Raw genomic sequence first — 12,557 nt, 5'->3', positions numbered from 1 at the left:
TTGCCCGTGCGCTCGGTCTCAGCCGATCGGCTCGGGCAGCGGGACCACGTCGTAGGAGCACTCGATGGTCCGGCCGGTGGCGGGGTCGCCCAGCTCCACCCGCCAGTGCCCGGCGAACTGGTCCACGCCCTCGGTCATCGGGATGGTGCCGGAGATCAGTACGGTGCCGGGCACCAGGTCACCGCGTTCGCGCAGCACCTCGACCCAGTACGCGGGCGGCAGCAGCTCGGCCAGGGTGCCGTTCTGCACCTCGGTCTCCTCACCCTCGTGAGTGACCCAGGCGCGGAGCGTCAGATCGTCGAGGCGGGGCGCCACATCGGACAGCCGCCAGGCGCGGGTGGCCAGCACATCGGGGGCCGCGTTCTTGCTCCAGGCCACGCCGTGGACCTCCAGCTCCCGGTCGGTGTGGTCGCAGGCCGCGGTCAGCAGCAGTTCCCCGTCCGCGGCCACGACCAGCGCCCACTCGGCCTCGCCCGAGGTGCGGGCGTGCTGGACGCTGACGCGGCCGGTCTGCTGGGCCAGGTAGGGGGAGATCGGGTAGAGGGCGGGCGTCACGGAGGGCGCGGGCACGCCCAGCTCGGCGAGCTCGGCCACATGGGCGGCCACATCCTCCTGGCTGCGTCCCGCGTAGCCCGCGTTGAGCACCTGGACGACCTCCACGTGGTGCAGGGAGCCATCGGGGAGTTCGAAGGTGAGCGAGGACGGGGCGGACTGTGCTGCGGGCTGCGAGGGCTTCGTTGTCATGGCTGCTGTGCTCTCCAGGGCGCGGTGGGGCTTGTGGGGGCGATCTGCGGTTCTGTGCTTGCCGAGCGGTGATTTCTGCGCTTGCCGAGCGGTCACCCGCTGCCGCGGGTGACCGCGCTTTTCGCGGTTTCGAAGCGGTTAACTTCCTCCGGAGGGGTTGCGCATACGCTTGGTATACAAGAAGTATGCCGGAAGGCCGATCCGCGCAACCCCCACCCCTCGCATCACTACGAAAACGCCACGTACCATCCCGTAAGCCTCATGCACCACCTCGAGGACGGAATATGCAGCCCACCGCATCGAGCGCACCGCCACCCCGGGCCGACCGGTCCGGGGTCCGTCGCGCCTTCGTCGCCAGCCTCACCGGCACCGCCCTGGAGTGGTACGACTTCGCCGTCTACTCCGCCGCCGCGGCCCTGGTCTTCGGCGATCTCTTCTTCCCCTCCAAGGACCCCACCACCGGCACCCTGCTGGCGTTCTCCACCTACGCCGTCGGCTATGTCTCCCGGCCGCTGGGCGGCTTCGTCTTCGGGCGGCTCGGCGATGTCATCGGCCGCAAGAAGGTGCTCATCGCGACGCTCGTGCTCATCGGCGGCGCCACACTGCTGATCGGGCTGCTGCCCACCTACGCCACGGTCGGCGTCGCGGCCCCGGCCGCGCTGGTGCTGCTGCGCTTCGCGCAGGGCGTCGGCGTCGGCGGCGAGTGGGGCGGCGCGGTGCTGCTGTCCAGCGAGTTCGGCGATCCGCGGCGGCGCGGCTTCTACGCCTCCGCCGCGCAGGTCGGCCCGCCGGCGGGCAATCTGCTGGCCAACGGCGTCCTGGCCGCGCTGGGCGCGGCGCTGACGGAGGACCAGTTCACCAACTGGGGCTGGCGGGTGGCGTTCCTGCTCTCCGGGCTCCTGGTGGTGTTCGGTCTGTGGATCCGCGCCAAGCTGGAGGAGACCCCGGTCTTCAAGGCGATGGAGGCCGCGCAGGACCGCCCGGAGGCGCCGCTGCGCGAGGTGTTCACCACCCAGCCGAGGGCGCTGACCGCCGCGATCCTCAGCCGGGTCGCCCCCGATGTGCTGTACGCGATGTTCACCGTCTTCGTGCTCACTTACGCCACCGAGGAACTCGGCATGTCACGCGGCTCGGCGCTCACCGCCGTGCTGATCGGCTCCTCGCTCCAGATCGTGCTCATCCCGCTGGCCGGGGCGCTCTCGGACCGGGTCAACCGGCGGCTGCTGTACGTGGGCGCCGCCGTGGCCGCCGGGGTCTGGCCGTTCCTGTTCTTCCCGCTGGTCGCGGACGGCAGTTGGGCGCTGCTCACCCTCGGGGTCGTCGGCGCGCTGGTGATCCACTCGCTGATGTACGGGCCGCAGGCGGCCTTCATCGCCGAGCAGTTCTCCCCGCGGCTGCGCTACACCGGGTCCTCGCTCGCGTACACCCTCGCCGGGCTCGTCGGCGGCGCGATCGCGCCGCTGCTCTTCACCACGCTGCTCGGGGCCTATCACGCCTGGGTGCCGCTGGCCATCTACATCGCGATCACCGCCGTGGTCACGGTGGCGGGCCTCTGGCTGGGCCGGGACCCGTCGACGGCCGAGGAGGAGGAGCCGGAGCCGCTGCCCGTCGGCCACACCGCCTCCACGGCCGTGTCCTGACCGCCGTCCTGCCCGGTCCCGTCCTGTCCTGTCCGTCCTGCGCTGCCCCACCCCTTCTGTCCTGCGCTGCCCGTCCCGCCCAGCCCCGCTTCGCGGAGCTGTAAAGCGAGCCGTACCGGGGAAGGGGCGGGATGGGGCCGCGTACCCTGCCGGGATCACGAACCCCGACCGCACTCCCACGCTTCCGACGAGGGCCGCACCCCGACCCTCCGACCAGGAAATGAGGCAAGCACCCGCCATGCCCCTCCGCATCGCACTGAGCCAGATCACCACGGGCCCGGACCCGGCGTCGAACCTCGCCCTGCTGCGCGAGGAGACCCGGCGGGCGGCGGCTGCCGGGGCGCGTCTGGTCGCCTTCCCGGAGGCGGCCATGGCCTGCTTCGGCACCCGGCTCGGCCCCATCGCCGAACCGCTGGACGGCCCCTGGGCCACCGAGGTCCGGCAGATCGCGAAGGACGCCGGGCTGGTGGTCGTGGCCGGGATGTTCACCCCGGCGCCCGACGGCCGGGTGACCAACACCCTGCTGGCCACCGGCCCGGGGGTGGAGACCTCCTACGACAAGATCCATCTGTATGACGCCTTCGGCTTCGCCGAGTCCAAGACCGTGGCCCCGGGCTCCGAGGTGGTGACCTTCGACCTCGACGGCGTCCGGATCGGCCTGGCCACCTGCTACGACGTACGGTTCCCCGAGCTCTTCCGGGCCCACGCCGATGCGGGCGCGGTGCTCTCCCTGCTGCCCGCCTCCTGGGGAGCGGGGCCCGGTAAGCGCGAGCAGTGGGAGCTGCTGACCCGGGCGCGGGCGCTGGACGCCACCGTATGGCTGGCGGCCGTGGGCCAGGCCGACCCGGCGGCGTCCGGTGTGACCGCCGCGTCCTCCGCGCCCACCGGTATCGGCCACAGCGCCCTGATCGGCCCCGACGGCACCGTACGGGAGCGGCTGGACGCGGGGCCCGGACTGCTGGTGGGGGAGGTGGACACCGAGGAGGTCACCGCCGTGCGCCGCACGGTGTCCGTCCTGGCCAACCGCAAGCTGGGCGGACAGTCATGAGCGAGGCCGGGCGTACGGCCATGAGCGGCACCGCCGGGGCCAAACCGGAGCACGAGTTCCATCTGCCCACCGCGCCCTGGCGGCGGCCGCCGGGCGCGGCCGCGGGGGTCAGCGAACAGATCCTCGCCGCGGACGGGAGCGGCGCCCACACCACCGCCCTGGTGCGCTGGGAGCCGGGGACGGACACCTCCCCGTCCGGGGTGGTCCGCCACGACGGCTGGGAGGAGGTCTATCTCCTCGAGGGCAGCATGCGCGATCTGACCCTGGGAGAGACCTTCTCGCGCGGCTTCTACGCCTGCCGTCCGCCGGGGATGGAGCATGGCCCCTGGGTCTCCGAGGAGGGCGTCACCATGCTGGTGATCACCTATCCGGAGACAACGACCGGTCGGTGACGCGCCCCTGGGCGGTGAGTCCCCCTCTGGGCGGTGGCGCACCCCTGAGCGGTGAGTCACCCCTGAGCGGTGAGTCCCTCCTGGGCGGTGGCGCACCCCTGGGGTGGCGCACCGCTGGGGTGGCGCGCCCCTGGGGGGTGACGTACCTCTGGGCGTGACGCGCTCTTGGGTGGTGACGCGCCCCTGGCGGTGACGTACCCCTGGGGTGGCGCACCTATGGGCGGTGACGCGCTCGTGGGGTGGCGCGCCCATGGGCGGGTGGCGCACCTCTGGACGGTGCCTCACCCCGGGTGGTGAGTCCTCCGGGCGGCGGCTCGCTCCCGGGCGGTGGCTGACTCCAGGGCGGTGGCTCACCCGGCGAGCAGCACCTTCAGTGTCGATCCCAGATGGGCGCTGATCGCCGCGCGGGCCGCCTCCGGGTCCCCGGCGGCCACCGCGTCCAGGATCGCCCGGTGCTCGCCGAGCACCTCCTCCTGGCGGCCGGTCTGGGTGTAGAGGGCCACCACCCCGGCCCGGATCTGGCGGCTGCGCAGCCCGTCGTAGTGCCGGTTGAGGAGTTCATTGCCCACCGCGGCGATCATGGTCGCGTGGAAGAGGTGGTCCACGGCGATGAACTCCTTGGCCTGCTCCGGCCCCATCAGCTCGCGCTGCCGCTCCAGCAGCTCCGTCAGCTTCTCGACCGGCACCGTGCCCGCCTCGATGGTCCGCTCGGCGGCGTGGCGCTCGACGATCCCGCGCAGCTCCATCAGCTCGGTGATCTCCCGGCCGGAGAGCGGGGCGATATGCGCACCCCGCTTGGGGACCAGCTGGACCAGATCCTCGGCCGCCAGCAGGAGCAGGGCCTCGCGGATCGGGGTCCGGGAGATGCCGATCCGGTCGGCGATCTCCTGCTCGGTGAGGAACCTGCCCTGCATGTCGGGATCGGTCAGTACGGTCTCCTTGAGGAACGCGTACGCCTTTTCTCGTCCGGACTGCGCTGGCACTGGGCCCCCATGCTGCTTCGCATACAACTCGTATACGAAAATTATCACGGACCGGTGGCGGCGTCGGGGGAGTCGGGTATCGAGGAGCCCTCCATGGAGCCCTCCGCGGCCTCCGCGACCAGGACCACCTTTCCGGCGACGGTGCCGGACTCGGCCAGCCGCATCGCCTTCGCGGCGGCGGAAAGCGGAATCCTCGCCGCCACCAGTGCGGTGAACTCGCCCTTCGCCATCAGCTCCAGCACCTGCCCCAGGTCGGCGCGGATCCGCCCCTGGAAGGCGGCCAGGCGCCGCCGCCCGGCCCAGAGGTTGTAGAAGTGTGCCCGCCGTCCGTTCGGCAGCAGATTCCACAGGGTCAGCCGGGCGAGCAGCTTGAGCACCGGGGCCCGCGACGAGCCGGGGACGTCCCGGGTGGCCGCCGTGCCGTAGGAGACCAGTGTGCCGCCGCGGGCGAGCAGCCGGAAGGAGTCCACGATGCCCTCGCCGCCGATGTGGTCGAAGACCGCGTCGACCCCGCCCGGCGCCAACGCCCGCACCCGGGCGGGCAGATCAGGATCGCGGTAGTCGAGCGGGGTGGCGCCGAGGGCGTGCACCGCGTCGTGGTGGCGGGGTGAGGCGGTGCCGATGACCTTGATGCCCGAGTGGCGGGCGAGCTGGACCAGGGTGGTGCCCACCCCGCCGTTGGCCCCGTGGACCAGCACGGTCATCCCGGGGCGCACCTTGGCCACGCGGTGGAGCATCTGCCAGGCCGTGATCCCGTTGACCACCACCGTCTCCGCCTCCGCCGCGCCCACCCCCTCGGGGACCTCCACCAGATCGCCCGCGTCGACGAGGGCGTGACTGGCCCAGCCGCCGATCTTCGTGAGCGCCGCGAACCGGCGCCCCCGCAGGGCCCGGTCCACCCCGGGGCCGGTCGAGACCACCTTGCCCACCAGGTCATAGCCGGGCACGAAGGGGAACGGCGGCTGGTCGTAGTACTTCCCGCGGCGCATCTGCTGCTCCGCGAAGGAGACCCCCGACGCCTCGACGGCCACCAGCGCCTGCCCGCGGCCGGGCTCGGGCAGCGGGCGGGTGCGGAGCTCGAGCCCTTCGGGCTCCACCCGGCCCGGCAGAACGACTTCGGTGATCACGGCTGACCTCGTTTCGCAGTGAGGAGTCCTCGCTGTTGTGAGAACTTCTAACCAAACAATGAACCTGTTACTCTCAAGGTGTCAAGTCCGAGTTCGAAGACCCGCACGGGAGGGCGTCCATGGCGACGGCACGGCGAGAGCGCTATCGGAAACAGACCCGGGAGGAGGCCAAGGCCGTGGCCCTGGCCCAGCTGGCCGAGTCGGGCACGGCGGGCATCTCGGTGAACGCGATCGCGAAGGCGATGGGGATGACCGGCCCCGCGCTCTACCGCTATTTCGCGAGCCGGGACGAGCTGCTGACCGAGCTGATCACCGACACCTACCGCGATCTGGCCGAAACCCTCGCCCAGGCCGTCGCCGACGCCGCCCCGGCCGACCGCTTCCGCGCCATGGCCCGCGCCATGCGCGACTGGGCGAAGCGCCAGCCCGACCGCTATCTGCTCATCTACGGCACCCCGGTGCCCGGTTACCACGCGCCGCCGGAGACCGCCGAGATCGCGGCCGGGATGATGCGGACCATCTTCGACGCCTGCTCCACCGTCGGCGATGCCGATGGCGCCACCGCGCACGGTGGCACCGCGCACGGCGCCGCCACGAGCCATGAGCAGCAGCCCCTCACCGAGCTCGAGGCCGAGTTGGCGCGCCATCTCGAGGGCGTGGGCTCCTGGGTGCCCGGTGAGGAGCCCGGCGGTGAGCTGAAGGGCCGTGCGCTGCGCACCTGGACCCGGCTCCACGGCGTGATCAGCCTTGATGTGCAAGGCCAGTTCACGGGCATGGGCTTCGATCCGTCGGTCCTCTTCGAGGCCGAGATCGACGCCCTGGTGCGGGGCGGCTGAGGTGTCCCGGTCCGAGCTGCCCGCCCGGCGGGCCCGGCGCACACTGGAGGGACACCGGAGCGCGACGGGGAGCGGAGGCCGCGATGGAGCAGGGTGAGTTCGATGTGGTCGTGGAGATCCCGGAGGGGTCCCGCAACAAGTACGAGATGGACCATGAGACCGGCCGGATCCGGCTGGACCGGATGCTGTTCACCTCGACGAAGTACCCGGCCGACTACGGCTATGTCGACCACACCCTCGGCCGGGACGGCGATCCGCTGGACGCCCTCGTCACCGTCGCCGAGCCGACCTTCCCCGGCTGTGTGATCCTCTGCCGTGCCATCGGCATGTACTGCATGCGCGACGAGCAGGGCCCGGACGAGAAGATCCTCTGCGTTCCGGCCCATGACCCGCGCTATGTCGGCGTGCAGGACATCGACGACGTCCCCGAATTCGACCGCAAGGAGATCACCCACTTCTTCGAGGTCTACAAGGACCTCGAGCCCGGCAAGTCCGTCGAGGGCTCCCACTGGGAGGGCCGCGACCGGGCCTATGCCGAGATAGCCTCCTCCCGCGCCCGCGCGGCCGAAACCGGCCGGTTCCAGAGCCCCTGAGCGGGATCTGCGGCGCCGGCCCTTGAGCCGGACCGCCGCCATCCGCCGCGGATCGTGGGGCGCGTCCGGTGCGTCACGCGACCGGGAAAAGCGCTGGAGCCGGGCGCCGTTCGCGTGCTTCGATGCGCTTCATGGTGTCCATCGACCGACTGCTCGCCTTCGCGGCCATGTCCTTCCTGCTGATCGTGATCCCCGGTCCGAGCGTGCTCTTCGTGGTCGGCCGGGCACTGGCCCAGGGCCGCCGCGCCGCGCTGACCACGGTCGTCGGCAATACGCTCGGGGCGTATGCGCTGGTCGTGGCCGTGGCGCTGGGCGTCGGATCGGTGGTGGAGCGCTCGGTCCTCGTCTTCACCGCGCTGAAGCTGGTGGGCGCCGCGTATCTGGTGTACCTGGGGGTCAAGGCGGTGCGGCAGCGCCGCTCGCTCCAGGCCGCCTTTACCGGCGACGGCCCCGCCCACGGGGGCCTGCGGACGCTGTGGGAGGGGTTCGCGGTCGGTGTGGCCAACCCGAAGACGATCGTGTTCTTCGCCGCCGTACTGCCCCAGTTCGTCGACCGCGAGCAGGGACATGTCGTGCCGCAGATGCTGCTGCTCGGGCTGGTCTTCAACGCCATCGCCGTGGTCTCCGACAGCGTCTGGGGCCTGGCCGCGGCCACCGCCCGCACCTGGTTCGCCCGCTCCCCGCGGCGGCTCGCCATGGTCGGCGGGGTCGGCGGACTCTCCATGATCGGCCTCGGCGCCACGGTCGCCGCCACCGGCCGCGCGGACTGAGCGCTCCGCGCAGCAGGAGGGTCGGCGAACCCGACCTCGGCCCCGCCCCGCCGCCGCCCTGGCCCATGCCGACGGCCGCCGGAGCACGTCTGCGGGCACCCTGCGGCTCGTCGTCTCCCGCGCCTACGGCAGACCGGGCCACGCCACGCCACGTGCCCCGCCCCGCCACGTGCCCCGCGTGCGCGGGCAGTTGAAGGCCGTGCACGCGCGCCGGGCATGGGGTGGGAGGTGCGCTGGAGGAGGGGATGAGCGCTGCACCGTATGGGGTAATTCGGGGGCGTATCTATGGTGTTGGCGGCATGTCGCGCGCCTACTGGTGCTACGGACCGGTGGGTTTCACATCTTCCGGGGGACGGCGAGGCGCGCATCCCCCGCCGAACGCCGTAAGCGCACCCCCCAACCCCTGATGCGCCGCCACGCGTCGCGGTCACGGCCCCGCGTGGCGAGCAACGGCCCACCACTCCACCCACTTGGAGGGCCATCATGGCTTCACCCACGATCACCCTGGTCACGGCGGCACCGAACCCCGCCGTGTCCGGGCAGTCGGTCACGCTCACCGCCACCGTGATACCCGTCGGCGCCGGAACGCCCACGGGCACCGTCACCTTCGTGGTCAGCGGCGGTCCCACCCTGACCGGGACGCTCTCCGGCGGGACCACCTCGGTCGTCGCGAGCGGTCTGAGCGTCGGCACCCACATCGTCACCGCCACCTACAACGGCGACGCCAACTTCACCCCGTCCACCGGCACCACGGCCGTCGTCGTGATCCAGGCGTCGACGACGACATCGGTGACGTCGGCGCCGGATCCCTCGACGCTGGGGCAGTCCGTGACGTTCACCGCAACGGTCACCCCGGTCGCGCCCGCCACCGGCGTCCCGACCGGCTCGGTCGCCTTCGTCATCAGCGGCAGCGGGGGCGGTACGTTCACCCAGCCAGTGTCGGGCGGCGTGGCCACGCTCACCCTCAGCACCCTCGGCGGCGGTACCCACACCGTGGTCGCCATCTACAGCGGCGACACCAACTTCCTGTCGTCCACCGGCACCGACACCCACACGGTCACCCCCGGGCCCGCGGCCACGACCACGACGCTGACGTCCTCGGTGAACCCGTCCGCGTTCGGGCAGCCGGTGACGTTCACCGCCACGGTCACGCCGAACACGCCCGCCACCGGGGTCCCGACCGGCACGGTCACCTTCGTGATCAGCGGTAGCGGGGGCGGTTCGTTCACCCAGCCCCTTTCGGGCGGCACGGCGACGTTCATCACCAGTGGCCTGGGCACGGGTTCGCACACCGTGACGGCCAACTACAGCGGTGACACGAACTTCGCCGCGTCGTCGTCGGCGACGCTGACGCAGGTGGTGGACCCGGCGGTGTCGAGGACCTCGATCAGCTCCAACCCCAACCCGGCCCCGGAGGGCACGGAGATCGACTTCGTCGCCTTCGTGGAAGCCGTCCCACCCGGCGACGGCACCCCGACGGGCACGGTCACCTTCACCATGACCGGTGCGGCCATCATCGAGACCGACGTGCCCGTGGACGCCTTCGGATTCGCCTTCCTCACCTTGGGCCTGTCGGAAGGCGACTGGAGCGTCAGCGCGGTCTACTCGGGCGACGCCAACTTCGGAGCCTCGGGCGTCGCCGAGTACACACAGGTCGTCACCGGCGCCCAGGCCACGGTCACGACCTGATCGCACAGCACTGAGTCCCGCCACTGCCCGAGAGGGGCGGTGGCGGGGCCCAGCCATGCGGTGCCGAGGGACACATCCCGGTTCCCGGCGCATACGTGCCCTGTATGGGGGTAAACACGAAGTGTGTCCGGCAAGACGCCACGATGGGGCACGCTCCTGCTGGCCGTCCTCGTCGCCCTGACGGCGGTGGTACTCACCGCCGGGGGCGCCCATGCCGAAACGGATGTGAACAAGATCGGCAAGGCGCTGCGCGGCAGCCCCGTGTACGTCGATCCCGGGGCCTCCGGCGCCCTGAGCCCCGGACAGGCCCGTGCCCTGGTGGCACACATCCGCACGGCGGATGTGCCGGTCTACGTGGCCGTTCTGCCGGACAACCCCGCGTACGGCGGAGAGCGCGTCTTCGGGCGGCTGCGCGCCGCCGTCGACCGCCCCGGCGTCTACGTGGTGGCACTCGGCTCCTCCTTCGGGGCGGCCTCCGACACCTCCGTGCTGCCCGGACGCACCTCGCGGGCGCTGGCGGAGCGGAACCTGCGGCAGCACCCGCACGACCTCGCCGCGGTCCTGAACGGCTTCGTGACCGACACGGCCACCGCGATCCACGACCGGACCGGCCAGGGGAGCGACGGCGGCCAGGGCGCGCGGGGCTCCACCTTGTCGGTGGGGGACGCGGTGGCGGTGCTGATCGTCCTGGCCGCCGTCGGTGGAAGCGGCCTGTACATGCTGCGGCGCACCCGCAAGCAGCGCCGCGAGCGCGAACGGGCCGAGCTGGAGCAGGTGCGCGGCGCGGTCGAGGAGGACATCACCGCGTACGGCGAGAGGCTCAGCGGGACCCGCTTCGACCCCGCCGACCCGGCGTCCACCCCCGAGATGGCGGACGACTACGGCCGCGCCCTGGACGCCTACGAGGAGGCGAAGGCCAGGTCCGCCGCAGCCCGGCGGCCCGAGGACGTACGGCCGGTGACCGAGGCGCTGGAGGAGGGCCGCTTCGCGCTGGCGGTGCTCGAAGCCCGCGGCGAGGGCGGCCCGCTGCCCCAGCGGCGCCCACCGTGCTTCTTCGACCCGCGCCACGGCCCCTCGGTCCGGGACGTCCCCTGGGCACCCCCGGGCGGCGCCCAGCGCTCCGTACCCGCCTGCGCCGCGGACGCCACCCGCATCGACGACGGCCGCTACCCGGACGCCCGCACCGTCCCGGTCGGCGGCGACCGGCGCCGCCCGTACTGGGACGCCGGTCCGGCCTACGGGCCCTGGGCGAGCGGCTACTTCGGCGGCTACGGCTCGATGCTGCTGCCCGGGCTGCTGGTCGGCACCCTGCTGGGCGGATCCCTCGGCCCCGACTACGGGACCGGCGCGTTCGACGGTGGCTTCGGCGACGGCGGGGACGGCGGCGACTCCGGCGGTGGCTTCGACGACGGCGGTTTCGGCGGCGGTTTCGGTGACGGCGGTGGCTTCGACGGCGGTTTCGGCGGTGGCTTCGGCGACGGCTGACCCCCGCGCCGCCACCCGACGCGGAGGCACCACGTCCCCCGCCCCGTGCGCGGTGCGTACGCGGGGCCCTGACCCCGGCTGGCGCGCGCCGCACGGGCCGGATGATCTGCGCGGGGAAGGCCGCCGAGCGCTGCGCCATCCGGGGTAATTGGGCGGCACAACTCTGGCGGCCGGCGGCGAGTCGCGCGCCTACTGGTGCTACAGACCGGTGGGTTCCACATCTGCCGGGGGACGGCGACGCGGGATGCCCCCGCGTGGACCGCCGTATGCGCGCACCCCTGACCGTCGATGCGCCGCCGCGCCCCGTTCCCGCATGCGTGGCGAGTAACGGCCCACCACCCCACACCACTCGGAGGGCCACCCATGGCTACGCCCACGATCACCCTGGTCACGGTCTCACCCAACCCCGCCACCTTCGGACAGTCGGTCACGCTCACCGCCACCGTGATCCCGCTCGGCATCGGAACCCCCACCGGCGACGTCACCTTCGTCGTCACCGGTGGCCCCACCCTGACCGGGACCCTGTCGGGCGGGACGACCTCGGTCACCGTCTCCACCCTGAGCGTCGGTGCCCACGCCGTCCTCGGCAACTACAACGGTGACGCCAACTTCGCACCCTCCACCGGCGCCAACGTCATCGTCGTCGTCCAGTCGGCCACCACCACCTCGGTGTCCTCGTCGCCGGATCCGTCCACGCAAGGGGAGTCGGTGACGTTCACCGCCAACGTCACCCCGATCGCCCCCGGCGCGGGCGTCCCGACCGGGACGGTCACCTTCATCGTCGGCGGCATCGGTGGCGGCGCCTTCGTCCAGCCGCTGTCGGGGGGCGTCGCGACGCTGTCCCTCAACACCCTGGGCGTCGGCACCGTCCCCGTGGCCGCCCTCTACAACGGCGACACCAGCTTCCTGCCGTCCTCCGGCACCGACACCCAGACCGTCAACCCCGCCGCATAGGCCGCCCACGACCGGTGGACCTGCACTGAGCCCCGCCACCGCCCGAGGGGCCGTGGCGGGGCTCAGCCGACCATCGGTTGATCCCCGGCCTCCGGCGGGGTCCCGTGGCTCTCGGGTTCCGTTCCGTCACGCAACTCCTGCTGAATCCGTCGCCAAGCCCGGATGGTCTGCGGCACCTTGTCCAGCACGTCGTTGATCTGTGCGAGGAGCAGGGTGACGAGGCCACAGGACGCGAGGACGATCAACGTCACGTCGTCCCACTTCATGAGCGTGTGTCGCCCTCCGGCCGTCTTCGA

13 protein-coding genes are annotated in these 12,557 nt (G+C 72.3%); 9 read left to right on the top strand and 4 right to left on the bottom strand.

Features of this window, described 5'->3' with window-relative positions; genetic code table 11:
* Positions 1-18: 18 nt before the first annotated feature.
* Complete coding sequence (locus ACJX2R_RS16725) at positions 19-744, bottom strand: DUF2848 domain-containing protein (RefSeq protein WP_413100742.1); 726 nt, start codon at positions 742-744, stop codon at positions 19-21.
* Between the two features lie 284 nt (positions 745-1,028).
* Here ACJX2R_RS16725 and ACJX2R_RS16720 point away from each other — a divergent pair, with 284 nt between their 5' ends.
* The 3 genes from ACJX2R_RS16720 to ACJX2R_RS16710 all read left to right on the top strand — a co-directional run bounded on the left by ACJX2R_RS16720 (position 1,029) and on the right by ACJX2R_RS16710 (position 3,824).
* Positions 1,029-2,384: an MFS transporter gene (locus tag ACJX2R_RS16720; RefSeq protein ID WP_413100741.1), complete on the top strand. Its 1,356-nt coding sequence runs from the start codon at positions 1,029-1,031 to the stop codon at positions 2,382-2,384.
* Positions 2,385-2,622: 238 nt separating this feature from the next.
* Positions 2,623-3,432, top strand: coding sequence for a carbon-nitrogen hydrolase family protein (locus ACJX2R_RS16715; RefSeq protein WP_413100740.1), 810 nt, complete (start codon positions 2,623-2,625; stop codon positions 3,430-3,432).
* Positions 3,429-3,824: a cupin domain-containing protein gene (locus tag ACJX2R_RS16710; RefSeq protein WP_413100739.1), complete on the top strand. Its 396-nt coding sequence runs from the start codon at positions 3,429-3,431 to the stop codon at positions 3,822-3,824. The genes ACJX2R_RS16715 and ACJX2R_RS16710 overlap by 4 nt, the downstream gene beginning before the upstream one ends.
* Positions 3,825-4,174: 350 nt before the next feature.
* On the opposite strand, the gene ACJX2R_RS16705 is transcribed toward ACJX2R_RS16710, so the two are convergent.
* Complete coding sequence (locus ACJX2R_RS16705; RefSeq protein WP_044576681.1) at positions 4,175-4,807, bottom strand: GntR family transcriptional regulator; 633 nt, start codon at positions 4,805-4,807, stop codon at positions 4,175-4,177.
* Positions 4,808-4,851: 44 nt separating this feature from the next.
* Positions 4,852-5,934, bottom strand: coding sequence for a medium chain dehydrogenase/reductase family protein (locus tag ACJX2R_RS16700; RefSeq protein WP_413100738.1), 1,083 nt, complete (start codon positions 5,932-5,934; stop codon positions 4,852-4,854).
* A 119-nt stretch (positions 5,935-6,053) separates the two neighbouring features.
* Between ACJX2R_RS16700 and ACJX2R_RS16695 the strand changes: the two genes are divergently transcribed.
* From ACJX2R_RS16695 to ACJX2R_RS16670, 6 genes are all read left to right on the top strand, one after another.
* Entirely contained in the window at positions 6,054-6,770 is a 717-nt protein-coding gene (locus tag ACJX2R_RS16695; protein ID WP_413100737.1) for a TetR/AcrR family transcriptional regulator, read from the top strand.
* Positions 6,771-6,853: 83 nt separating this feature from the next.
* On the top strand, positions 6,854-7,363 hold the full coding sequence (locus tag ACJX2R_RS16690; protein ID WP_413100736.1) for an inorganic diphosphatase: 510 nt from the start codon (positions 6,854-6,856) through the stop codon (positions 7,361-7,363).
* 131 nt (positions 7,364-7,494) lie between these two features.
* A complete protein-coding gene (locus tag ACJX2R_RS16685) occupies positions 7,495-8,133 on the top strand; it encodes a LysE family translocator (protein ID WP_413100735.1) in 639 nt (212 codons plus the stop codon).
* Between the two features lie 483 nt (positions 8,134-8,616).
* Positions 8,617-9,822, top strand: coding sequence for an Ig-like domain-containing protein (locus ACJX2R_RS16680; protein WP_413100734.1), 1,206 nt, complete (start codon positions 8,617-8,619; stop codon positions 9,820-9,822).
* 123 nt (positions 9,823-9,945) lie between these two features.
* Positions 9,946-11,307 (top strand): hypothetical protein, encoded by a 1,362-nt coding sequence (locus ACJX2R_RS16675; RefSeq protein ID WP_413100733.1) that lies wholly within the window; start codon positions 9,946-9,948, stop codon positions 11,305-11,307.
* 363 nt (positions 11,308-11,670) lie between these two features.
* The gene (locus ACJX2R_RS16670) at positions 11,671-12,261 is read left to right on the top strand and encodes an Ig-like domain-containing protein (protein ID WP_413100732.1); all 591 of its coding nucleotides are present in this window, start codon (positions 11,671-11,673) and stop codon (positions 12,259-12,261) included.
* A gap of 62 nt (positions 12,262-12,323) precedes the next feature.
* Here ACJX2R_RS16670 and ACJX2R_RS16665 read toward each other — a convergent pair whose 3' ends face one another.
* Positions 12,324-12,527, bottom strand: a complete 204-nt coding sequence (locus ACJX2R_RS16665) for a hypothetical protein (RefSeq protein WP_413100731.1) — start codon at positions 12,525-12,527, stop codon at positions 12,324-12,326.
* Positions 12,528-12,557 lie beyond the last annotated feature (30 nt).

This window comes from Streptomyces sp. Inha503 (assembly GCF_047215865.1).
Lineage (GTDB): Bacteria > Actinomycetota > Actinomycetes > Streptomycetales > Streptomycetaceae > Streptomyces > Streptomyces lycopersici.
This window is presented reverse-complemented; position numbering and strand designations above follow the sequence as displayed.